A 19,319-nucleotide genomic window follows, 5' to 3' on the forward strand; every position below is an offset into this window, starting at 1 on the left:
ATTAAAAACGAATGTTTGACAAATTACGCATGAAGATTGAAAAAAATACTATCGTATCCCTGCGGTATAAGTTAACCGATGCACAGAATAATGTCATCGAAGAACCTGATTCTCCGATGGTATACCTGCACGGGGGTTATGAAGGCACTTTCCCTAAAATCGAGTCCTTGCTTGATGGTCAAGATATTGGCTATGAAGCCACTATTCAGTTAGAGCCAAACGAGGCTTTTGGCGAATACGATCCTGAGCTGTTGAAGATTGAGCCGCGAGCCCGTTTTCCTGAGCCATTAGAAGTCGGCATGCAGTTTGAGGGCGTTCCCGACGCTGAGCCACAGTCTGAAGAGTCTTCATCTGCATCAGATGATGCTGATGATGAACCTTTGATTTATACCGTTACGGATGTTGCTGACAATCAAGTGGTCTTGGATGGCAATCATCCTCTTGCTGGCATGGCCTTGCGTTTTTGGGTCCAAGTGGAAGATGTGCGTGCGGCGACTGAGGAGGAGATTGAAAATCGCCACCCAGAAGGCGGTGAAAACTTCACATTCGGCATGCCCAATGATGATGGTGATGACGATGAAGAAGACTTTTTAGAAAAGGCTTTAGGCCTTCAAAATCAAGCACCACGCACCTTGCATTAAAAAAATAGCGAGTCGCTTTCGGGACTCGCTAATGACATTCACAAGAGTAGCAAAAGGGCGGGAATGGCTTACTCCTTAAGCCATTCCTTCATTGCGCCCAAGTCCCGCTTAGTGTCACTATCAGCAGCGATATCAGCAGGCAAGTTCGATAGCTTGGCAATGAGCTTTTCAAGTTGGGCAATTTTTGCCTCTTGTTCAATCGTCGCATCGATTAAGCCCTTGAGCGCCATGGATACGGGATCATCTACGTTTGGTGTAACACCATAAGCAGAAAAATACTCTTTGGTTTTGCTATCAGTGCTTTTGGGTAAATCAGGATGCAAGACGCGGGCAGGAATACCGACTGCAGTTGCCCCTGCAGGAATCTCTTTTAAGACTACTGCGTTAGAACCAATGCGTGCGCCATCACCAACAGTAAAGCCACCCAATACTTTCGCGCCGGCACTCACGACAACACCTTTGCCCAAAGTAGGGTGACGCTTTACACCCTTGTAAAGGGATGTGCCACCCAAGGTGACACCTTGATAGATGGTGCAGTCATCGCCAATTTCGGTAGTCTCTCCGATCACAATGCCAAGACCATGGTCTAAAAACACGCGTCGACCGATTTTGGCGCCTGGATGAATTTCGATGCCGGTGATAAAGCGCGACACCATCGATAGAACACGAGCGATCCACTTTAGGCCGAGGTTCCACAAAAAGTGAGACAGGCGATGAAACCAAACGGCATGAAGTCCCTGATAGCAAGTAATGACCTCAAGGCGATTGCGCGCAGCAGGGTCTCGGACGATGATGGAGTCGACTTGGTCGAAGAGGGAATTAAACATAGTGGGATTTTAACGGGGCTGGCTTATTTTCTCAGGAGCATCTGTTTTGCAATGCCGCGCAAGAGATCTATTTCTTCTTTATGCAGGCGACTACGCGCAAAGAGCGCTTGCAGGCGGGGCATGAGTTTTTTGGGGTGGGCGGGGTCTAGGTAGCCGATTGCTTCCAAACCCGCCCGCCAGTGGTCGAGCATGGCGGCAATGGCTGCAGGATCGGCATATTCTGCTTTTGGACTGATATCTTCTTCAGCAATAGCGTTTCCTGGCCCCTGAAGATGCTCCCGCAAGGTGTACGCACAGACCATGAGGGCCTGGGCTAGATTGAGGGAGGGATAGGCTGGATTAGCGTCTAACCATGCTCGGTGAGTGCATAAAGCCAAATGGTGGTTCTCCAGACCTGTTCTTTCAGGGCCAAACACGAGCGCCACCCGTCCTTTCTTAGCAAGGGTCTGCTCAATGAGCTCTCGGACGCTGAGCCAATCTAAGGCAGGTGGGCCAAATTCTCGGTCACGACTAGTCAAGCCAATCACCAAGGAACAGCCCTCTACAGCGCTTTGCAGCGATTCAGACTCTGTGGATGCCTCTAGCAGGTCTACAGCTCCGCTAGCCAGGGCAATCGCCTCAGATTCTTGGGCGATCCCACTGGTCTTGGGGTGGATTAAATGAAGATCGCTAAACCCCATGGTTTTAAGGGCTCTCGCTGCCGATCCGACGTTGCCGGGGTGGCTTGTTTCAACGAGAACCCAGCGCAGTAATTGGGCTTGGTGGATATCCATGGGTTTATTAAATCACTGTCAAGCAGAGTGGAAAATGCAAATCGTTTAGAATCAGGGTATTAGCTTCGTATTGTCATGCAGTTTGGGCAATATAACAGGCTCGTTCTTATTTAATTTGTCCATCAATACTATGCATCCCATGTTAAATGTGGCCGTAAAGGCCGCCCGTCGTGCTGGAACCGTTATTAATCGCGCTTCTCTAAACTTAGAGCGTCTCCAGGTAGATCGCAAACAGCACAATGATTTTGTGACTGAGGTGGACAAAGCCGCAGAAGCGGCCATCATCGAGACCCTGAGTGAGGCCTATCCAACCCATGGATTTTTGGCTGAAGAAACAGGCGAACACAATACTGATGCAGAAAATGTGTGGATCATCGATCCACTAGATGGCACTACCAACTTTATTCATGGCTTTCCGCAATACGCTGTTTCAATTGCATTAGCAGTTAATGGTGTAACCCAACAAGCGGTAGTCTATGACCCTACCCGTGATGAATTATTTACCGCTACGCGCGGTGCTGGCGCCTACTTGGATCGTCGGCGTTTGCGCGTTGGTACTCAAGATCGTTTAGCTAACTCTTTAGTTGGTACAGGATTTCCGTATCGCGAAGATCAGGACCTGGAAAAATACCTCAAGATATTTGCGGAGATGTCTCGCCAGTGCGCGGGTTTGCGTCGTCCTGGTGCTGCATCACTAGACCTAGCTTATGTTGCGGCGGGTCGTTACGACGGCTTTTTTGAGAGCGATCTCAAGCCATGGGATATGGCAGCAGGCGCTTTGTTAATTACAGAGGCGGGTGGCTTAGTGGGCAACTACCGTGGAGAAGAAGGCTTTCTCAAGAGCGGTGAAGTGATGGCTGCTAATCCCCGCATTTATGCGCAGATGGTGCAGTGCCTCTCTAAGTATTCAGCTTCGTAAGCCTGCAACTTCTCTAGGCTGTATCAAAACCTGTTTAGCTTTTAATCAGGTCCAGTGCGCGCACTCCTTGGTGATTCACTAAGAGCGCATTGGCTCTGGGCGGAGCCCCCTCAGGATGATCTAAATCCCAATCTGACAATACCCAGCGTTGCCAAGACAAATCACCAAGGTGTTCCTGGTGGTGTCCAGGAAGGTGTGTATGCCCATGAATCAATTGACTGCAGGAGTGAGAACGCAGGATTGCAGCGCAAGCATCAGCGGTGACGTTAGTCTTGATTCGATTGTCAGCAAACGAGGCGTTTGCTGCGCGTTGGTAGTTCGCATGGCTATTACTACGTAAATGATTGGCAATAGCGCGGCGCCAGCCGATCGGTAATGCTAAGAACAATCGCTGTACCCATGACTTTCTAACCCAAGTGCGAAAGGCTTGATAGCCAACATCTGCAGTACATAAAGCATCGCCATGGCTCAGTAGATAGACCTGTCCGCCAATATCAGCAACACAGGGATCGGGCAGAAGCGTCATACCCGTCTTCTTGAGGAAATCGGTGCCAACTAAAAAATCCCGATTGCCATGCATGTAGTAGGTTTTGGTTTTAGAAGAAAGATTAGCTAGGGCGCGTTTCACTTCTTGCAAAAAGGGGGAGTGTGATGAGGCGTCGTCACCCACCCAATATTCAAACAAGTCACCCAGGATAAACACCGCCTCGACCTCCTTGACATCTTTTTCACAGAAGTCAAAAAAGCGCTGCGCCGTCAAGGGCATTGACGGCGTCAGGTGGAGGTCAGATATGAGCAGTGCGCTCGCTGGGTGCGGGATCATTCCTCGAGAACGGTTGCTTTCTCAATCACCACATCTTCAGCAGGAACGTCTTGGTGAAAGCCTGAGTTACCAGTCTTCACTTTACGGATCGTATCGACGACATCCATGCCATCAGTAACCTTGCCAAATACAGCATAGCCCCAGCCCTGAGCGCTAGGAGCGGTGTGATTTAAAAAATCGTTGTCATTGACGTTAATAAAAAATTGCGCAGTAGCAGAGTGTGGATCACTGGTGCGAGCCATTGCAATCGTGCCGCGCTCGTTCTTTAAGCCATTATTAGCTTCGTTTTCAATTTCAGCGCCAGTCGGTTTTTGTTTCATGCCGGCCGTCATACCGCCGCCTTGAATCATGAAGTTATTAATGACGCGATGAAAAATCGTGCCGTCGTAATGACCGCTTTTGACATACTGCAAAAAGTTCGCAACGCTCTTAGGTGCTTTTGCTGCATCGAGCGTGAGAGTGATGTCACCCTTATTGGTTTTTAGGAGTACTTTCGCCATTGTTCAATTTACCTTCTGGAGAGTTAGTGGATGGAATGATGTTTGCGTTACTGCCACGGACTGGTGGCTTTAATAAATTCAAGAGATATTTTGCGCGGTTTGCATACAGACGCTGATTGAGCTGGGTGTTTGCAGCAGCGTCCTCATAGGCTTTGGCCCCCAGGCGTACATAGACTTCACCTAGGTTTGCAGCGGCAATACTGTAGGTGGGCCGTAGCTTCAAAGCAAGCTCTAAATAGTCCCTAGCATCAATCCATTTGTTTTGATTGGCAGAGATGGCAGCCAGGTTATTGTAGGGCTCAGGTAACTCTGGAAATTGCTGCGTAATTTCAATTAAGGATTTCTTAGCACCATCGTAATCACGTAACTCTAGTTGTAAGCGTGCTTTGATGTAACGCAGTTGTACATTGCGCGGTGTCTTTTTTAGACGTGTATTGATGAGGTCAATCGCATCTTGATATTTGCGAGCCTTAATGAGTTTTTCGATATCAGAGGGAACTGCATTCTTGGTGACGGGATCCGGTTCAATAATCAGAAAAGAGAGAAACGGGATACCCACCGTTTCCGATAACTCTGGATTGAGTGGATCATAAGGCGCATCGGTAGATAGTCGCGGTGGATCAATTGGACTGTAGCCGCCGAGATAGGGTTGGGTCTGCGCTGCTGGAGATTTTGTTTCTTGCTTATTTAAAGCAGCAATTTCTGCGTCTGCTTGTTGTTGCGCAGGGGTGCTGCACCCGCTCAGGAGCAAAAAGCCACAGGTGATGGCAAAAGCCTTAAAAAAGCTGGGGGGTGTCACTTTGAGGGTGTCAAACATAAGGGAAGGGGTGAAAAACTGGCTCATTCGATATACTCAGCGCTCAGTCTAACAAATTGGCGCTACTTGCCTCACCTTTATAGCCCTATGCTGCAAATCTATAACACTCTTAGCCGTTCTAAACAGGTTTTTAAGCCCATCGTCCCGGGTAAGGTGAAGATGTATGTCTGCGGTATGACGGTTTATGACTTTTGTCACATTGGCCATGCCCGGGTCATGATTGTCTTTGACATGGTTGTCCGCTGGTTACGTGCCAGTGGCTATGAGGTTCTCTATGTCCGCAATATTACGGATATTGACGACAAAATTATCAATCGTGCCCTTGAGAATGGTGAGCCCATCGCGGCACTTACTAATCGTTTTATTAATGCTATGCATGCCGACTCTGACGAGTTAGGTCTCATGCATCCCGATCAAGAGCCACGCGCTACCGATTACATCAAACAAATGCAAGGGATGATCGGCAGGCTCATTGAAAATGAATTGGCCTATCAAGCTGAAGATGGAGATGTCAATTTTGCAGTGCGCTTATTACCAGGCTATGGTCAGTTGTCTGGCAAGACTCTTGATGAATTAAATGCGGGTGAGCGCGTAGCGATTAGCGGCGGTAAACGCGATCCATTAGATTTCGTGCTGTGGAAGAGTGCTAAACCAGAAGAGCCGGCCGATACGCGTTGGAGCTCTCCATGGGGCGAAGGTCGTCCAGGCTGGCATATTGAGTGCTCCGCCATGTCTTGTGATTTATTGGGTGAGCATTTTGATATTCATGGCGGTGGCGCAGATTTGCAGTTCCCGCATCACGAAAATGAAATTGCTCAAAGCGAAGGTGCCTTATATGGCCAGAATCGTAAAGAGAGCGATGCTCCCTTTGTCAATTACTGGATGCATAACGGCCATATTCGCGTTAACGAAGAGAAGATGTCGAAATCTTTGGGTAACTTTTTCTTGATTCGTGATGTCTTAAAAAGTTTCGATCCAGAGGTATTACGCTTTTTTATGCTTAAGGCGCATTACCGTAGCCCCATTAATTACAGCGATGCCCAGTTAGAGGAAGCGCGTGCCGGTTTAGTGCGTCTCTATACTGCCTTGGCGCAAGTATCTGCTATTGAGAGCAATCCTCGCTTGGATGCCCATAGCCCTTGGGCAAAGGGCTTTGCCGATGCAATGAATGACGACTTCAACACCCCTGAGGCGATTGCAGTCTTGTTTGATTTGGCTAGCGAAGTAAATCGAGCACAAGGTGATGAGAAGGTCTTACTGGCAAACACGATGAAGGCCCTTGCTTGCAACATGAATTTTCTGCAACGGGATCCTACTCAGTTCTTGCAAACGGGCAGCAAGGACTCTAAAGGGCAAAGCTTAAGTGCAGCAGAGATTAAGGCTCAAATTACTGCGCGTGTGGCCGCTAAGCAGGCCAAAGATTTTGCCAAGGCTGACGCGATTCGTAAGACTCTGCTTGAGCAAGGTGTTGTACTGGAAGATAAACCCGGCGGCCTTACTGAATGGCGTAGAGCGTAGTGCCAGCAGTTAAAGAAGAATCTATTTTGAAAGAAGTAGCTCCTGAATACTGGGAGCAAGCGTGTCGTGAGTTGATGAAGCACGACCGTATTTTGAAAAAACTCATTCCTAAATATGGCTCTGGGTTTTTAGTAACGCGAGGGGATGCATTTACCACTCTGGCAAGAGCGATCGTGGGTCAGCAAATCTCCGTTGCTGCAGCTCAAACAGTGTGGGATCGCGTCGTCCTTGCGAGTAAGAAAAAAGTCAATCCCAAGAACATCCTGGCACTTTCCGTTGAGGACTTGCGTGCAGCTGGATTGTCTGGGCGCAAGGTCGAATACATTCGGGACTTGGCTGACCACTTTGATTCTGGGCGTTTACACGCCAATCAATGGAAAGAGATGGATGATGAGAGCGTCATCAAGGAATTAAGCACCATTCGCGGTATTGGGCGCTGGACAGCAGAAATGTTCCTCATTTTTAATATGGTTCGCCCTAATATCCTCCCCCTGGACGATGTTGGTCTAATTAAGGCAATTTCCCTCAATTACTTCAGTGGTGAGCCTGTCAGCCGCCATGAGGCCAGAGAGGTGGCGGCCAATTGGGCTCCGTGGCGTACGGTTGCCACCTGGTATATGTGGAGAAGTATCGACCCAATCCCGGTTGAATATTAAAATCAGACTATGAAAACGACTTTCCTGGATTTTGAGCAACAAATCGCTGAATTAGAGTCAAAGATTGAAGAGTTGCGTTTTGTGCAAGATGAGTCATCGGTAGATATCTCCGATGAGATCAAAACACTCTCTGAAAAAAGCCTTCAGCTTACTAAAGATGTTTATGCCAACTTAACACCTTGGCAGGTGTCACAGGTTGCCCGCCATCCACAGCGTCCTTACACCTTGGATTATGTTGGCGCCTTGTTTACTGACTTCCATGAATTGCATGGTGATCGTACATTTGCCGATGATCAATCAATCATCGGCGGATTAGCGCGATTCGAAGATCAACCTTGTATGGTGATTGGTCATCAAAAAGGTCGCGATACTAAAGAACGCGCATTGCGTAACTTTGGTATGAGCCGCCCAGAGGGTTATCGTAAAGCGATGCGTCTGATGCGTTTAGCGGAAAAGTTTGGTATCCCCGTGTTTACATTTGTAGATACACCGGGCGCATTTCCGGGTATTGATGCAGAAGAGCGCAATCAATCTGAAGCGATTGGTCGCAACCTCTATGTACAAGCGGAATTAGAAGTGCCCATCATTGCCACCATTATTGGTGAAGGTGGTTCCGGTGGTGCATTGGCAATTGCCATGGGTGACGTAGTCCTCATGCTGCAAAACTCCACTTATTCAGTGATTTCACCTGAAGGCTGCGCCTCCATTCTGTGGAAGACCGCTGATAAGGCATCAGAGGCAGCAGAACAGCTTGGCCTAACAGCGCAGCGCCTCAAGGCCTTGGGCTTGATCGATAAGATTGTTGCTGAGCCGATCGGTGGTGCTCACCGAGACTACGACGTCATGATGGGCAATATGCGTAAAGCCTTGGCTGAGTCCATCAAAACCTTCGACGGTATGAAGACTGACGCATTATTAGAACGTCGCCATGAGCGTCTAATGAGTTATGGCAAGTTCAAGGAAATCACAGCCAAGTCCTAAGCCTGTAAAACGAATTGCGGTTGCCTTAAGTGGCGGCCTCGATTCGGTTGTGCTTCTGGATACAGTTTGTAAAGCGCAATCTAAAAACACAGCAAACCCAGCTGAAATTTTTGCATTTCACATTCATCATGGTTTGCAAAAGCCAGCCGATGATTGGTTGGTCTTTTGCGAAAAGCTAGCCAAAAAATACCAAGTCCATTTTGATTTTCGTTTACTCCATCTTGCTGGGCAGGATGAGGGCAATATTGAAGCCAGAGCAAGAGCGGGGCGTTATGAAGCTTTGGCTGAGTTGTGCGAAGAATATGCCATCCCTGATTTGCTGCTAGCGCACCATCAAAACGATCAGGCTGAAACGGTCTTGCTGCAGCTGATGCGTGGTGCCGGTGTGGCAGGTTTATCGGCCATGCCCGAGCACAGAGTGATTGAATATGGCCAATGGCCAATTACTCTATGGCGACCCTTGTTGGGTCAAACACGGGCAGAACTCGAGTCATACGCCAAGGAGCATAAGCTTAAGTGGATCGAGGACCCGAGTAATCGAGACCGTAAGTACCGACGCAATGCTATTCGCAAAGACATCATTCCGCGCCTGGAAAAAATTCAGCCTGATGTGCTCACGAATATCGCTCGTAGCGCAAACTTACTCGGTGAGGCACAGGGTTTGCTCGATCGTTTGGCAACACAAGATGGCAAAGGGGTCCTGATTGGGCAAGAGCTTAAGTTAAAGCCACTATTGCAATTGCAAAAGGCGGATCTACCTGCAGCCAATAATCTCTTGCGGTACTGGCTCAAGAGCAATGGCTTGGCAATGCCATCGCAAGAGCGCATGGCATCTTGGTGGCGCGATCTACGGAGCGTAAAACCTGATGCTCAGCTCGAGTGGGCGCATGATGAGAAAACGATTCGACTTTGGCGTGGGCAACTGCAAGTTGCCGAACCTGAAGCGGGTGAATGGATTCTGAAAACGCTTGGCAAGACCAGTAAAAAGCCTGGCTTACCAGCCGACTGGGTTAATGCCGCGCTCGCAGCTGGTGAGGTAGTGGCTAAACCCAGGGAGGGTTCGGAGAAATTACAGATCAAGGCCAATAGTCCACGTAAAACCCTCAAGAACTTGTTCCAAGAGGCAAATATTCCGCCTTGGGGGCGCCAGGCACCCTTGCTTTACATTCAGGGAGAGTTGGTGGCGGTGGCGGGTATTGGCGTGAGTTACCCCCATTTGGTTCGTTCAGGCCTGCGCGTTTGGCCAGAGTGGCAGCGAACGGCTTAAGGGGTTCAAAACCCTGTAAAATAAGCCCTTTTTAGACCCTCAAGGATTCATTTCCTTGTTCAGACAGTTAAATAGACGGTTTTATGGCTCTTATCGTTCATAAATATGGTGGCACCTCAATGGGCTCAGTAGAGCGCATTGCCAATGTCGCTAAACGCGTTGCCAAATGGATGCGTGCTGGCCACCAGGTAGTGGTAGTGCCATCTGCTATGTCAGGCGAAACCAATCGCTTGCTAGGCTTGGCAAAAGAAATCAACCCAGATGCTAGTCCTCGCGAATTAGATCAAATTGCCTCTACGGGTGAACAAGTAAGCTCTGGTTTGCTTGCATTGGCATTGATGCGCGAAGGTATTGATGCGGTGAGTTACGCTGGTTGGCAAGTCACGGTGCATACCGATTCTGCATTTACCAAAGCGCGTATCAAAAGTATTGAGAGCGACAAAATTCTCAAAGATTTAAATGCAGGCCGTACAGTTGTTGTGACGGGTTTTCAGGGTGTGGATCCTGAGGGCAACATCACGACATTGGGTCGCGGTGGTTCTGATACTTCTGCAGTTGCGATGGCTGCGGCACTCAAAGCAGATGAGTGTTTAATCTATACCGACGTAGACGGTGTCTACACCACAGACCCGCGTGTCTGTGAAGATGCTCGCCGCTTAGACAAAATTACTTTTGAAGAGATGCTGGAAATGGCCAGCTTGGGTTCAAAAGTATTGCAAATTCGCTCAGTGGAGTTTGCCGGTAAGTACAAAGTTAAAACCCGTGTTCTGTCATCGCTGACAGATCCGTTGATGCCTTTAGACCAAGAGATGAAGTCGGGCACCTTGATTACATTTGAAGAGGACAGCACTATGGAAGCCGCAGTTATTTCCGGCATCGCCTTTGCGCGTGATGAAGCAAAGATTACCGTTTTGGGAGTTCCTGATCGTCCAGGGATTGCTTACCAAATCTTGGGTCCAATCGCTGATGCCAATATTGATGTGGACATCATTATTCAAAATCAATCTGTTGAAGGTAAAACCGACTTTACATTCACGGTGCCACGCGCTGATTACCAAAAAGCGTTGGATATTCTCAAGAATACGGTGCAAGCACACATTGAAGCGAAAGAAATCTCAGGTGACCCTAAGGTATCTAAAGTTTCTGTAGTGGGTGTTGGCATGCGTTCACATGTTGGCATCGCTAGCAAGATGTTCCGCACCTTGTCAGAAGAGGGCATCAACATCCTCATGATCTCTACCAGCGAAATCAAGATTTCTGTAGTGATCGATGAGAAATACATGGAATTGGCAGTACGTGCCTTACATAAGGCATTTGAGTTGGATCAGAAGTAAGCCAAAAAGGGCAATAAACCCCTCAGAAGCGGTTATCCGTTAAACTGTGGGGCGTTGTAATAGTAAGAAGTACGGAGACGTGGCCGAGCTGGTCGAAGGCACTCCCCTGCTAAGGGAGCATCGGGGCTAAAACTCTGATCGGAGGTTCGAATCCTCTCGTCTCCGCCAACTACTTGTTGCTATTGCACCTTAGACGTTCGTAGGCCTCCTCGGGAAACCCTGGAGGCCTTTTACTTTGTGGCTCTGCGGGTTTATGGGGGTTCGCAGCGGTTTGCCTACTTCCGGAAACCGAGACGGTACGGATGACGGTACCGTCGACTTTTGGTAGTACTATATGTTTTGGTACCGTCAAAAGGGGGTGAAAATGGCAATAGAAGTGCTTACAGACAAGGTTTTGAAGCAAAAGGTAAAGGAGGCTGCGCAAAAAGCAGCAGCCAAAAATACGCGGGTAAAGGTGCACGATGGCAATAACCTAGTGCTCACCGTCAGGCAAAATGGCGGCGCCTCTTGGCAGTTCATCTATCGCTTCAATAACGACCGGAAAGTAGCCACTTTAGGTGTCTGGCCAGACGTTACGCTCAAGCATGCTAGAACCCTAGCCTCCGAGTTAAGGGCACTGGTTTCGACGGGGAAAGACCCCGTTCAAAAGAAGCGCGAAGAGCTCAAGGAAAAATCCAAAGCCAAGGCCGAAAGCGAACACAATGACATGACTGTGCGCAAGCTGTTTTTGGTTTGGCTGTCCAAAAAGCGCATTTCTCAGGTCTACCACAGCAATATTCTCAAAGCCTTCACTAAAGACGTCCTTCCTGAGATTGGTGCCATGCATCCAGCTCAAGTGCAACGCAAGGACATTCTCAAGATTTTGCGCAATATGGAAGAGCGCAAAGCCTTGGCAATGCTACGCAAGGTGCGTATGTTTATGGCCCAGATGTACGAGTATGCATTGGACGCCGAAATGGTTGAGCACTCACCAGTCCCGATGGGTCAGCTGGCCAGCTTTATGAAGCACGAGAAAAAGCACTATCCAGCGATTACCAATCATGCCGATGTTGCTGGACTCATTAAACAGGTCGTTAAATATGGCAAGCCGATTGTGCGCACAGCCATCATCTTGTCGATGCACACCTTCCAACGGCCGTCCGAGCTGCGCAAATCCAAATGGGAAGAGTTTGATCTAAAAAAGGCCAAATGGACCATTCCAGCGGAGCGCACTAAGAAGCGCCGCGAGCACTGGGTGCCGCTATCACCACAGGTTGTAGCGATACTCAAAGCCTATCAAGGGGTGATTGGCGATACTGGTTGGCTATTCCCAGGAACCCGCCATGATCAACCTATTAGTGAGGGCACGATTGCGGGCGCGATTGAGGAGATGGGGTACAAAGGAATTCAGACGCCGCACGGTTTTCGCGCGACGGCCAGAACAATTATGTGCGAGCACCTACGCATCAGCAAGGATGCTGCCGAGAAGCAGATAGCGCATGAGTTTGATCGCAGCGGCAATAATGGCGCTTACGATCGAGCAGAGTACTGGGATGACCGAGTTGCAATGATGGCCAAGTGGAGTAGCTGGCTAGAAGAGCAGGATAATAAACCAGACACTCCTAGCGAGACTGCTTCTGCGCAATCTTCTCTTTAATCCAGTCATTGATCTCCACCTCTACCCATGCGCTTGCCGCCCCAAGCTTCACGGGTAGAGGGAAGTCACCTTCTGCCATCATTCTGTAGATGGCCGTCTTCTTTAGGGCAACACGGTCTAGTACTTCTGGCAGTCGGATTAGCTTCATTTTAATTTTTTCAGTTGTGATTAAGACAGGTCCATGTTGTCAAAGTTGGTTCGTAGCGTCTCTAGAATGTCTCGCAACAAACTAAGGCGATCTGCGATGTCACCGTTTGGAATGCCGGCTTCTGAGCAGATGACATGCGCCAAGCTTAGCCATGATGCATCGGGGTCTTGCTCCCCCAAGAGATCCAAGTACTCACCACTTTCTGGCGGATTGTTCCACTCATCATCGCTAAGGCCATCTTCGGTAAAATAGCCGAAGAAACCAACCTCGAGATGATCAATAAATTCGTCTGGATCTGATTCAGCCAGCTCGCCATTGTTGGTAGCCATGCGCACTGCATATTCACCAGCAGCCTGAAGGGCCTCAGACATCCGCTCACGACGTGGATCACCTGCACCCATGCGCATAGGCATCGGCGGGACATTAAACGCTTGGCGGACGCTCCAGTGCGTTTGTGGCAACGGGTAATTGGCTAGATTAAAGATTGTGCCATCAGGGAGATTTCCGGACTCCTCCAAGTTGTGCTCAATCTCGCTAATTGTTTTTGTCAAAATATTAGTCAGCATTTTTTGAGATCTCCTCACGAATTTTTTGATTGACGCGTTGGCGTCTTGCAATGAGCTGGTCTGCCATGACCTTTGCCTCTTGTACTTGCTCAATGGTCAGACCTACAGCCACCTTTGAGCTGATCCCAGCAACGAGTGTGATGCACTGCTCCGCAAGATCGGAGAAATATTTATCATCCAAAGGCCCGACAATCCGGCCCAGTATTTCTCCAACTTGAAAAATCTCAAACTGCACGGCAACTGCATCAGCAAATTCTTGGCCTTTGATTTTTATCGTGTTGTTGATGATCTCCTGAACATCATTTACGAAAGAATCAAGTTCGTTTTGAACGCTCATGTGATCACCTTGTGTTTCTTGATGATGTGCTTTGATAGATGTGAACCAAATGAGTCGGCTGCAAGAAGCTTACCCATGGAATCTGGGGACACATCCGCATACTTGTAGCTCTTGCCAGTTTTGAACTGAATGGTCAGCACGCGGACTGTAGGGTCATAGTGATAGCCGTGCACATTGCTCGACTTCACTTGTGTAATTGGTAGATCACGCTTTGTCATTTTTACGCCTCCAGATCACGACGTCGTCGATTGCCTCCCAGAGAATGGCGCAGGCTAGGATTGTGTTGAACCCGGGAATCGTGACGACTAGCGCGTACTGCATAGCCTCCTTGAGAGTGATGTACGACTCATCGCAAAGGCACGTTTTCCAAAAATGCCAGCCAACAACAGCAGCCGACAGAGCGTAGATGAGTAGGAGAAAATTGAGCATTACTTCTTGAATTGAAACGAGCGCCAGCAGGCTGCACAACGCCACTTGGTTGATGAAAACTGCACGCCGCCGGAGGGCTCCGATGGCTTGCTGCACTTCGAACACACCTTGAGAGGGCGTGTGTTCTGCATGCTTCCAGGTAGGGCGGCCGGAGCCGTCATAGCCACCCCATTTTTTGATTCTCTGTCATTAATTTGTTACTCTTTCTGATGTTGTATTCGGCTGGGACGACTGCAAAATTGCTCCACACATGAAGGCCGCAAGCGACTCTTGAGCGCAATGGAATGAAGTGATCAATGTGCCATTTCAGACCGGTCATCGATTCTCGCAAAGAGCAAAGTCGATAGGCTTCCTTGAATGTAAACTCAGTCAGCTCCTTATCCCACACGGCCACGCTCCCTGCTTTTGAGGCTCTGTATGAGGAGATGCTCAACCTTCTGGCGTCACGATTCTTCTCAATCCAGCGCTTGCGATTCTCTCGCCGCTTCTTGGACTGCTCTTCGGTCACCTTCAGGTCGCGCGCTCTTTGGCGTTTCTGCTGCTTCTGTTCCTCAGTCAAGCTAAGCCAATAAGCCTTGCGGTAATCTTTAATCTGATCGTCTACCCTTGCTCGGTAAGCCTTAGCCTGCTCCGGGTCGTAAGATGCTTTTTGCGCCTTCAGTATCTCCGCTTTGTTTTTAGCATAATACTTGCGAGACCTCTCGATCACTGCGTCTTTGTTAGCCTCGTAGTAATCCTTTGACAGCTCTCGCAAACGATCAGTATTTTTTGCCCTGTAATTCCTGTTGTAGTCGGATAGGCAGGCCTTGCACTTCAGCCCTTTTACAGGGAAGAGCGCAGCCGGCTTTGACTGCAAGCAGGAACTACAGGCCTTCATTAGACGCAATCGCCCAAGTACGGGGCCACCCATCCTGGTGGCTTCATGATCTTTCCACCCGGCGATAGGACTGGCTTGCCGTTGACAAGCTTCATATCGTTCGTTGCTAGGACCCTGCGATCTGCTTCGTTCTTATCCATGTTTGCCATGAATGCAACGCCGTTGCCAGTCACCTCTCCATCGCACAGTGCATCTAAAAACTTCTCACGATTTTTGATGCGAATTCCTGTTGCCCCTGTCTTTAGGCGATGAGCAATTCCCTTGATGCGAGTTGCAGCCATCTCAAGAGACTCATTGTCTGAAACTGATCCAACAAGAATCACCTCATCGATCTGCTCCATGAGCTCTTCAAGATGACATCCAAACTGCAATGAGAGATTTTTTTCATTAGGCTCTTTTCCGCATGCGGCCAGCCAGTCTGAGGTTCTTGTGAAGTTAGTTTTGTTTTGGTTCATGTTAAACATTATGTTTTGTTGTCAACGAATTGTATGCGATTGGACGCGGCAATAAACTTCTCCTGAGCAACCATACGTTCACCAAAAAAGACGACTTTTTCGGCGTCGTAGATTCCATCCTTATAGCCAGCCTTTGCTTTGCCTAGCGACTTGGCGGCACATCGGCGCCAAATAGCCTTAAAAGCATTACCCTCCGCGTAGTTCATCCCAAGCGCCTCGATGATGTCGTTGCACTCGGCTGAGTACGGAGCTCCGCCAGAGGTGGGATTTTCAATGTTGACCTTGTAGTAGCTCACGCTACCGCCTGTGTATTCTGGTTGTGTGTCTGTCATGCTTCTACCTCAAGCTCTCCGCCGAGTGAGGCGATTAGGTTGGTAATCGCATCACCGAGCACTTTGGTCGTCACGAAGACGTCGGCATCAAACGCGTCGTCATCTTCTGATTTTGACTCTTCCCAAATCAGGTCAATCTTCTTAAGCACCATTGAGTCACTCATCACGAATGACGCATTGGCGGTACACAGGCCGAGCTTGGTGACGCTCTTACCCTGCTTGATGTGGTCGCACACGTCATCGCCATCCAGAGGGTGGTTCTTGAACGTGGCTCGCGCTTTGGATTCATCGAGCGCTTGGAGTTCACACTCGCGACCGAGTGAGAAGTTCTGCGGCACTGTGTCATCTTCAAAGCCTAGTAGCGTGTTGAGCATGAATGCGCCAGCGCTCTGTACGGTGTTGAGCATCAGGACTGTGAAGCCGATGCGTGCGAGCTGCACCACGACTGTGTCAGCCACAGCGGATGAGCTGGTATCGACCACGATTCGCTGGTTCGCTTCATCAATCCAGACCAGCACGTCTTTGCGCTTCGGGAAGGCCTTCGGCAGCAGCTGCATGTGCACGTCAGACTTGATCTCTTTGCGCTCTTTCTTGCCAGGTTTGCGGCCTGTAGTGGCCTCAATCTCTGCGCAGCGTGCTTCGGTGTGCTTGGTGAGTTCGCTAGACGGTACGGACTTGGTCTCAATAGCGAGTCGAGCAAAGTGATGCCCGTCGCTGCTCTCAATCATCGCGCCGTACTCGTGGCCACGTGGGCACACCCAGCCGACAGACTTCTCTTGCGATGAGCCACAAGGTGCGAACTCGTCGGCCTTCATTGACTCCTCGGCGGCGATGATGCCGCCATCAGGGAGTGCGCCCAGTTTGTAAATGGTTGCGTTCTTGAACATGACTTACTTCTTCATGTAGGTTGCAAGCGCTTGGGCGATGCTATCTGGCACAAAGAATGGGAAGTTGATCACGCCATTCCACTTCTGCATCGTCGCTGCCTGAGCGTTGATGATGCCAATTTCAGCTGTCTTCTTGTTCAGCTCAACCACAGCAAACATCGCGTCTTTGTTGGCGTACTGAATGCTGGCGATGATGCTGTCGTCCAATGCCTTCTGGATGCGGCCATCAAAGCTCAGCTCTTCGGCATAGCCTACGAAGGCGATGGTGATGCCCTTCTTGGAGAACTCGTCTTTGACGGCCTGCTCAACCGCGTCCATGATGGCTGCCTTTTCAGTGATAGCAGTCAAGAACTTGCGCTTGGCAAACTCACGGGCCAGAACTTGCTGCGCCTTGGCTCGAACGACTGAGTCCATAACCTCGGCGAGACTCTTTCCATATTTGACAGAGGCGAAGACTGCTTCAGGCGCTTGGTTATTCTGGACTGCACCCGTGCCAAACCAGTAAAAGAACTTCGCTGCATCCTCTTCGGCGACCGAGGCGCTGATGGTGATGCCAGTGCGCAGGTTGATTGAGTCGGCACTCTCGAAGTGGAAGCCTTCCTTCTTGGTCGACGTGCCGCGGTCAGATGCATTTACCCATTCTCTCGTGTATGGCGTGCGATCCACCAGGTACAGCGTCGCGCTAGGCACGTAGTAGTCGCTCACTAAGGCTGTGTTTGCCGCGACCACGTGAGGGATTTGAACACGCTTGGCGGCCACCTTATTGTCAGCCAAGTACTCAATGGAGCCAAACTGCTTTTGTGACGTCTTGTTGGCTCCCACGGCAGGGATTAAGAAGGCGGACTGGTTGGCCTCGATGTTCACCCATTCAGCTCGGTCGGTCTTATCGTAGTACGCATGTGCAGGACTCGAGACAGAGATTGCAATGATGAACAAGATGGCAATCAAGCCAACTGATGGGGCCTTTGGGCTCAGGCTTTTCAATGGCTTCCACCAGATCGCCAACCATAGAGCCAAACAAAGAATGGCCGTCAAAGACTGACCGCTAACAAAGTGATTCATCAACACGAACTGTCCATATGCGGCATCGCTGTTATCAAGCTGTCCAACCGCTGCGTTGCTAATTGCAACAGACGCTGTTAATCGCAAGATGTAGTTGAGCACTGAGCATGCCGAGTAGACAATAACTGTGGCAACAACTCGCCAAACAGTTGATGATGTAAATAATTCCAAAAACTTCATGTGATTCTCCGAGTTGGCCAGGGTTTTGTCACCCTGGCCGGGCTGCTTACTTGGACTCTTCTGCAGTCTCGCTGCCTGCGGGAGACTCGTCGCCTGACTCTGCATCAGGGGTCTGCTCGGCGTCTGTGTTGCGCACTTCAGCGTCGACCACTTCGTCGCCGTTGTCATCGGTCTCAGGTGTGTCGCTTGCGAGCGCAGGGGCATCAACCACAGGCAACTCAATGCCAGCGGATTTCACTTGGTAGGGCATCCAAGAGGCGTATGAACCACCGTCTGGCTTGTCTTCGCCTGGTTGGACCAAGCGCACGCTGCTGCGCTGCTGGGTGTTTCCATAGGCATCAAACACAGCCAAGTTCACAGATGTGTCGCTGTGTACGCCGGCCACGATGGCAGCCAAGGGTTGGCCATTCAATTGACCGATGCCGTCATGATCTGCAGGTGTGAACCAAACAATGCGGCCAACGGTAGGGATGATTTTTTCTGACATAGTTTTCTTTCAAAGTTGAGGGGAAAAGATTGGGTACTGGCTTTCTCTGGAGGACAGGCGCTGGTAGGCAAGCAGGTCGGGTCTGGATTAAGCGTTCCCCAAATTTGGTTTAGAACGGAATATCGTCACACATGTCATCGAATCCGCCATGAGATGGCGTAGACGCTGGCTGGCGCTGCTGCCCTCGTGGGGCTTGGCGCTGCTGTCCTTGTGGCTGACGCTGCTGATTGCCTTGTGAGCGCTGAGCGTTGCCTTGTTGTCCGCCGCCTTGCTGGCCGTCATCGCGACCACCAAGCAATTGCAATTCGGTGGCGATGATGTCGCACGTTGCCTTCTCTACGCCCGTAGCCTTATCTGTATAGACGCCATACTTTAGTCGGCCTTCTACATAGACTGGACGGCCCTTCTTGATGTACTCGCCAGCAATTTCTGCCAAGCGGTCATAGAAGGTGATGCGATGCCATTGAGTGTCTTCAATGACGTCGCCGGTTTGTTTATCTTTGCGCTTGGAGCTGGTGGCAATGCTAATGTTGGCCACGGCTTGGCCGCTTGGCAAATAGCGGACCTCTGGGTCACGGCCGCAATTGCCAACGAGGATAACTTTATTTACTGATGCCATGTCTTTCTTTCTTGCCCGGTGGGTTAGTAATAGGAATTGAGTTGGTTATGGGCGCTGATCACTTTGGTCAGGTTGGGGCGATTGGTCTCAATCGCTTTTCTGGCAGACATCACACACTTCTTGTATGCGACAGCACCATCGTAGGAACCAGCATTCACTTTTTGTGGAACGCGGGTCAGCATTTCTTTGATCTTTTGCGTGTAATACGCAAGCTGCTGGTTGTTATCCATAATGTTTATTATCCAACA

26 protein-coding genes and 1 tRNA gene are annotated in these 19,319 nt (G+C 49.7%); 9 read left to right on the forward strand and 18 right to left on the reverse strand.

Features of this window, described 5'->3' with window-relative positions; translation table 11 throughout:
• The first annotated feature begins 29 nt into the window (after positions 1 to 29).
• Positions 30 to 641, forward strand: a complete 612-nt coding sequence (locus ICN24_RS05625; protein WP_216222257.1) for a peptidylprolyl isomerase — start codon at positions 30 to 32, stop codon at positions 639 to 641.
• A 68-nt stretch (positions 642 to 709) separates the two neighbouring features.
• On the opposite strand, the gene cysE is transcribed toward ICN24_RS05625, so the two are convergent.
• The gene (gene cysE / locus ICN24_RS05630; protein WP_216221918.1) at positions 710 to 1,468 is read right to left on the reverse strand and encodes a serine O-acetyltransferase; all 759 of its coding nucleotides are present in this window, start codon (positions 1,466 to 1,468) and stop codon (positions 710 to 712) included.
• Positions 1,469 to 1,491: 23 nt separating this feature from the next.
• Entirely contained in the window at positions 1,492 to 2,241 is a 750-nt protein-coding gene (locus ICN24_RS05635) for an RNA methyltransferase (protein ID WP_216221919.1), read from the reverse strand.
• A 130-nt stretch (positions 2,242 to 2,371) separates the two neighbouring features.
• Here ICN24_RS05635 and ICN24_RS05640 point away from each other — a divergent pair, with 130 nt between their 5' ends.
• On the forward strand, positions 2,372 to 3,160 hold the full coding sequence (locus ICN24_RS05640) for an inositol monophosphatase family protein (RefSeq protein WP_216221920.1): 789 nt from the start codon (positions 2,372 to 2,374) through the stop codon (positions 3,158 to 3,160).
• A gap of 34 nt (positions 3,161 to 3,194) precedes the next feature.
• On the opposite strand, the gene ICN24_RS05645 is transcribed toward ICN24_RS05640, so the two are convergent.
• Genes ICN24_RS05645 through ICN24_RS05655 form a run of 3 tightly spaced genes read right to left on the reverse strand, consistent with a single transcriptional unit; the run spans position 3,195 to position 5,327 of the window.
• Positions 3,195 to 3,983, reverse strand: coding sequence for a UDP-2,3-diacylglucosamine diphosphatase (locus tag ICN24_RS05645; protein ID WP_216221921.1), 789 nt, complete (start codon positions 3,981 to 3,983; stop codon positions 3,195 to 3,197).
• Entirely contained in the window at positions 3,980 to 4,483 is a 504-nt protein-coding gene (locus tag ICN24_RS05650) for a peptidylprolyl isomerase (protein ID WP_216221922.1), read from the reverse strand. Before ICN24_RS05650 ends, ICN24_RS05645 begins: the two co-directional genes overlap by 4 nt.
• Positions 4,455 to 5,327, reverse strand: coding sequence for a lipopolysaccharide assembly protein LapB (locus tag ICN24_RS05655; protein WP_255532575.1), 873 nt, complete (start codon positions 5,325 to 5,327; stop codon positions 4,455 to 4,457). The genes ICN24_RS05650 and ICN24_RS05655 overlap by 29 nt, the downstream gene beginning before the upstream one ends.
• Positions 5,328 to 5,387: 60 nt before the next feature.
• On the opposite strand from ICN24_RS05655, the gene cysS reads away from it, so the two are divergent.
• From cysS to ICN24_RS05690, 7 genes are all read left to right on the forward strand, one after another.
• Positions 5,388 to 6,818 (forward strand): cysteine--tRNA ligase, encoded by a 1,431-nt coding sequence (gene cysS / locus ICN24_RS05660; RefSeq protein WP_216221923.1) that lies wholly within the window; start codon positions 5,388 to 5,390, stop codon positions 6,816 to 6,818.
• Positions 6,818 to 7,474 carry a DNA-3-methyladenine glycosylase gene (locus ICN24_RS05665; protein ID WP_370623104.1) on the forward strand — a complete coding sequence of 219 codons (657 nt, stop codon included), beginning with the start codon at positions 6,818 to 6,820 and terminating at the stop codon, positions 7,472 to 7,474. The genes cysS and ICN24_RS05665 overlap by 1 nt, the downstream gene beginning before the upstream one ends.
• A 9-nt stretch (positions 7,475 to 7,483) precedes the next feature.
• Positions 7,484 to 8,455 (forward strand): acetyl-CoA carboxylase carboxyltransferase subunit alpha, encoded by a 972-nt coding sequence (locus ICN24_RS05670; protein WP_216221925.1) that lies wholly within the window; start codon positions 7,484 to 7,486, stop codon positions 8,453 to 8,455.
• Entirely contained in the window at positions 8,421 to 9,722 is a 1,302-nt protein-coding gene (tilS, locus tag ICN24_RS05675) for a tRNA lysidine(34) synthetase TilS (RefSeq protein WP_216221928.1), read from the forward strand. Before ICN24_RS05670 ends, tilS begins: the two co-directional genes overlap by 35 nt.
• A gap of 83 nt (positions 9,723 to 9,805) precedes the next feature.
• Positions 9,806 to 11,056: an aspartate kinase gene (locus tag ICN24_RS05680; protein ID WP_216221930.1), complete on the forward strand. Its 1,251-nt coding sequence runs from the start codon at positions 9,806 to 9,808 to the stop codon at positions 11,054 to 11,056.
• A gap of 73 nt (positions 11,057 to 11,129) precedes the next feature.
• Positions 11,130 to 11,224, forward strand: a tRNA-Ser gene (locus tag ICN24_RS05685).
• 196 nt (positions 11,225 to 11,420) lie between these two features.
• Positions 11,421 to 12,692 carry a site-specific integrase gene (locus ICN24_RS05690; protein WP_216221932.1) on the forward strand — a complete coding sequence of 424 codons (1,272 nt, stop codon included), beginning with the start codon at positions 11,421 to 11,423 and terminating at the stop codon, positions 12,690 to 12,692.
• On the opposite strand, the gene ICN24_RS05695 is transcribed toward ICN24_RS05690, so the two are convergent.
• From ICN24_RS05695 to ICN24_RS05755, 13 genes are all read right to left on the reverse strand, one after another.
• Complete coding sequence (locus ICN24_RS05695) at positions 12,658 to 12,840, reverse strand: AlpA family transcriptional regulator (protein WP_216221933.1); 183 nt, start codon at positions 12,838 to 12,840, stop codon at positions 12,658 to 12,660. The genes ICN24_RS05690 and ICN24_RS05695 overlap by 35 nt on opposite strands.
• 20 nt (positions 12,841 to 12,860) lie before the next feature.
• Positions 12,861 to 13,406, reverse strand: a complete 546-nt coding sequence (locus ICN24_RS05700) for a hypothetical protein (RefSeq protein WP_216221935.1) — start codon at positions 13,404 to 13,406, stop codon at positions 12,861 to 12,863.
• Positions 13,396 to 13,743 (reverse strand): hypothetical protein, encoded by a 348-nt coding sequence (locus tag ICN24_RS05705; RefSeq protein ID WP_216221936.1) that lies wholly within the window; start codon positions 13,741 to 13,743, stop codon positions 13,396 to 13,398. Before ICN24_RS05705 ends, ICN24_RS05700 begins: the two co-directional genes overlap by 11 nt.
• Positions 13,740 to 13,961, reverse strand: a complete 222-nt coding sequence (locus tag ICN24_RS05710; RefSeq protein WP_216221939.1) for a KTSC domain-containing protein — start codon at positions 13,959 to 13,961, stop codon at positions 13,740 to 13,742. The genes ICN24_RS05705 and ICN24_RS05710 overlap by 4 nt, the downstream gene beginning before the upstream one ends.
• Positions 13,948 to 14,172 carry a hypothetical protein gene (locus tag ICN24_RS05715; RefSeq protein ID WP_216221940.1) on the reverse strand — a complete coding sequence of 75 codons (225 nt, stop codon included), beginning with the start codon at positions 14,170 to 14,172 and terminating at the stop codon, positions 13,948 to 13,950. The genes ICN24_RS05710 and ICN24_RS05715 overlap by 14 nt, the downstream gene beginning before the upstream one ends.
• Positions 14,173 to 14,329: 157 nt before the next feature.
• Positions 14,330 to 15,028, reverse strand: a complete 699-nt coding sequence (locus ICN24_RS05720) for a hypothetical protein (RefSeq protein ID WP_216221941.1) — start codon at positions 15,026 to 15,028, stop codon at positions 14,330 to 14,332.
• Between the two features lie 20 nt (positions 15,029 to 15,048).
• A complete protein-coding gene (locus ICN24_RS05725) occupies positions 15,049 to 15,513 on the reverse strand; it encodes a hypothetical protein (protein WP_216221942.1) in 465 nt (154 codons plus the stop codon).
• Positions 15,513 to 15,836: a hypothetical protein gene (locus ICN24_RS05730; protein ID WP_216221943.1), complete on the reverse strand. Its 324-nt coding sequence runs from the start codon at positions 15,834 to 15,836 to the stop codon at positions 15,513 to 15,515. The genes ICN24_RS05725 and ICN24_RS05730 overlap by 1 nt, the downstream gene beginning before the upstream one ends.
• Positions 15,833 to 16,723, reverse strand: coding sequence for a recombination-associated protein RdgC (locus ICN24_RS05735; protein ID WP_216221944.1), 891 nt, complete (start codon positions 16,721 to 16,723; stop codon positions 15,833 to 15,835). The genes ICN24_RS05730 and ICN24_RS05735 overlap by 4 nt, the downstream gene beginning before the upstream one ends.
• 3 nt (positions 16,724 to 16,726) lie before the next feature.
• Positions 16,727 to 17,965 carry an SPFH domain-containing protein gene (locus ICN24_RS05740; protein ID WP_216221946.1) on the reverse strand — a complete coding sequence of 413 codons (1,239 nt, stop codon included), beginning with the start codon at positions 17,963 to 17,965 and terminating at the stop codon, positions 16,727 to 16,729.
• Positions 17,966 to 18,011: 46 nt separating this feature from the next.
• Positions 18,012 to 18,452: a hypothetical protein gene (locus tag ICN24_RS05745; protein ID WP_216221947.1), complete on the reverse strand. Its 441-nt coding sequence runs from the start codon at positions 18,450 to 18,452 to the stop codon at positions 18,012 to 18,014.
• A 109-nt stretch (positions 18,453 to 18,561) separates the two neighbouring features.
• The gene (ssb, locus tag ICN24_RS05750; protein WP_216221948.1) at positions 18,562 to 19,071 is read right to left on the reverse strand and encodes a single-stranded DNA-binding protein; all 510 of its coding nucleotides are present in this window, start codon (positions 19,069 to 19,071) and stop codon (positions 18,562 to 18,564) included.
• A 23-nt stretch (positions 19,072 to 19,094) separates the two neighbouring features.
• Positions 19,095 to 19,301 (reverse strand): hypothetical protein, encoded by a 207-nt coding sequence (locus ICN24_RS05755; protein ID WP_216221949.1) that lies wholly within the window; start codon positions 19,299 to 19,301, stop codon positions 19,095 to 19,097.
• Positions 19,302 to 19,319: the final 18 nt, after the last annotated feature.

The sequence above is a fragment of the Polynucleobacter sp. UK-Kesae-W10 genome, from assembly GCF_018881575.1.
GTDB lineage: Bacteria > Pseudomonadota > Gammaproteobacteria > Burkholderiales > Burkholderiaceae > Polynucleobacter.

Excerpts from the sequence above, each read along its gene's own strand:
- ICN24_RS05625 (WP_216222257.1), top strand. The coding sequence starts at position 30 with ATGAAGATTGAAAAAAATACTATCGTATCCCTGCGGTATAAGTTAACC.
- cysE (WP_216221918.1), bottom strand. The coding sequence starts at position 1,468 with ATGTTTAATTCCCTCTTCGACCAAGTCGACTCCATCATCGTCCGAGAC.
- ICN24_RS05635 (WP_216221919.1), bottom strand. The coding sequence starts at position 2,241 with ATGGATATCCACCAAGCCCAATTACTGCGCTGGGTTCTCGTTGAAACA.
- ICN24_RS05640 (WP_216221920.1), top strand. The coding sequence starts at position 2,372 with ATGCATCCCATGTTAAATGTGGCCGTAAAGGCCGCCCGTCGTGCTGGA.
- ICN24_RS05645 (WP_216221921.1), bottom strand. The coding sequence starts at position 3,983 with ATGATCCCGCACCCAGCGAGCGCACTGCTCATATCTGACCTCCACCTG.
- ICN24_RS05650 (WP_216221922.1), bottom strand. The coding sequence starts at position 4,483 with ATGGCGAAAGTACTCCTAAAAACCAATAAGGGTGACATCACTCTCACG.
- ICN24_RS05655 (WP_255532575.1), bottom strand. The coding sequence starts at position 5,327 with ATGAGCCAGTTTTTCACCCCTTCCCTTATGTTTGACACCCTCAAAGTG.
- cysS (WP_216221923.1), top strand. The coding sequence starts at position 5,388 with ATGCTGCAAATCTATAACACTCTTAGCCGTTCTAAACAGGTTTTTAAG.
- ICN24_RS05670 (WP_216221925.1), top strand. The coding sequence starts at position 7,484 with ATGAAAACGACTTTCCTGGATTTTGAGCAACAAATCGCTGAATTAGAG.
- tilS (WP_216221928.1), top strand. The coding sequence starts at position 8,421 with ATGGCAAGTTCAAGGAAATCACAGCCAAGTCCTAAGCCTGTAAAACGA.
- ICN24_RS05680 (WP_216221930.1), top strand. The coding sequence starts at position 9,806 with ATGGCTCTTATCGTTCATAAATATGGTGGCACCTCAATGGGCTCAGTA.
- ICN24_RS05690 (WP_216221932.1), top strand. The coding sequence starts at position 11,421 with ATGGCAATAGAAGTGCTTACAGACAAGGTTTTGAAGCAAAAGGTAAAG.
- ICN24_RS05695 (WP_216221933.1), bottom strand. The coding sequence starts at position 12,840 with ATGAAGCTAATCCGACTGCCAGAAGTACTAGACCGTGTTGCCCTAAAG.
- ICN24_RS05700 (WP_216221935.1), bottom strand. The coding sequence starts at position 13,406 with ATGCTGACTAATATTTTGACAAAAACAATTAGCGAGATTGAGCACAAC.
- ICN24_RS05705 (WP_216221936.1), bottom strand. The coding sequence starts at position 13,743 with ATGAGCGTTCAAAACGAACTTGATTCTTTCGTAAATGATGTTCAGGAG.
- ICN24_RS05710 (WP_216221939.1), bottom strand. The coding sequence starts at position 13,961 with ATGACAAAGCGTGATCTACCAATTACACAAGTGAAGTCGAGCAATGTG.
- ICN24_RS05715 (WP_216221940.1), bottom strand. The coding sequence starts at position 14,172 with ATGCTCAATTTTCTCCTACTCATCTACGCTCTGTCGGCTGCTGTTGTT.
- ICN24_RS05725 (WP_216221942.1), bottom strand. The coding sequence starts at position 15,513 with ATGTTTAACATGAACCAAAACAAAACTAACTTCACAAGAACCTCAGAC.
- ICN24_RS05730 (WP_216221943.1), bottom strand. The coding sequence starts at position 15,836 with ATGACAGACACACAACCAGAATACACAGGCGGTAGCGTGAGCTACTAC.
- ICN24_RS05735 (WP_216221944.1), bottom strand. The coding sequence starts at position 16,723 with ATGTTCAAGAACGCAACCATTTACAAACTGGGCGCACTCCCTGATGGC.
- ICN24_RS05740 (WP_216221946.1), bottom strand. The coding sequence starts at position 17,965 with ATGAAGTTTTTGGAATTATTTACATCATCAACTGTTTGGCGAGTTGTT.
- ICN24_RS05745 (WP_216221947.1), bottom strand. The coding sequence starts at position 18,452 with ATGTCAGAAAAAATCATCCCTACCGTTGGCCGCATTGTTTGGTTCACA.
- ssb (WP_216221948.1), bottom strand. The coding sequence starts at position 19,071 with ATGGCATCAGTAAATAAAGTTATCCTCGTTGGCAATTGCGGCCGTGAC.
- ICN24_RS05755 (WP_216221949.1), bottom strand. The coding sequence starts at position 19,301 with ATGGATAACAACCAGCAGCTTGCGTATTACACGCAAAAGATCAAAGAA.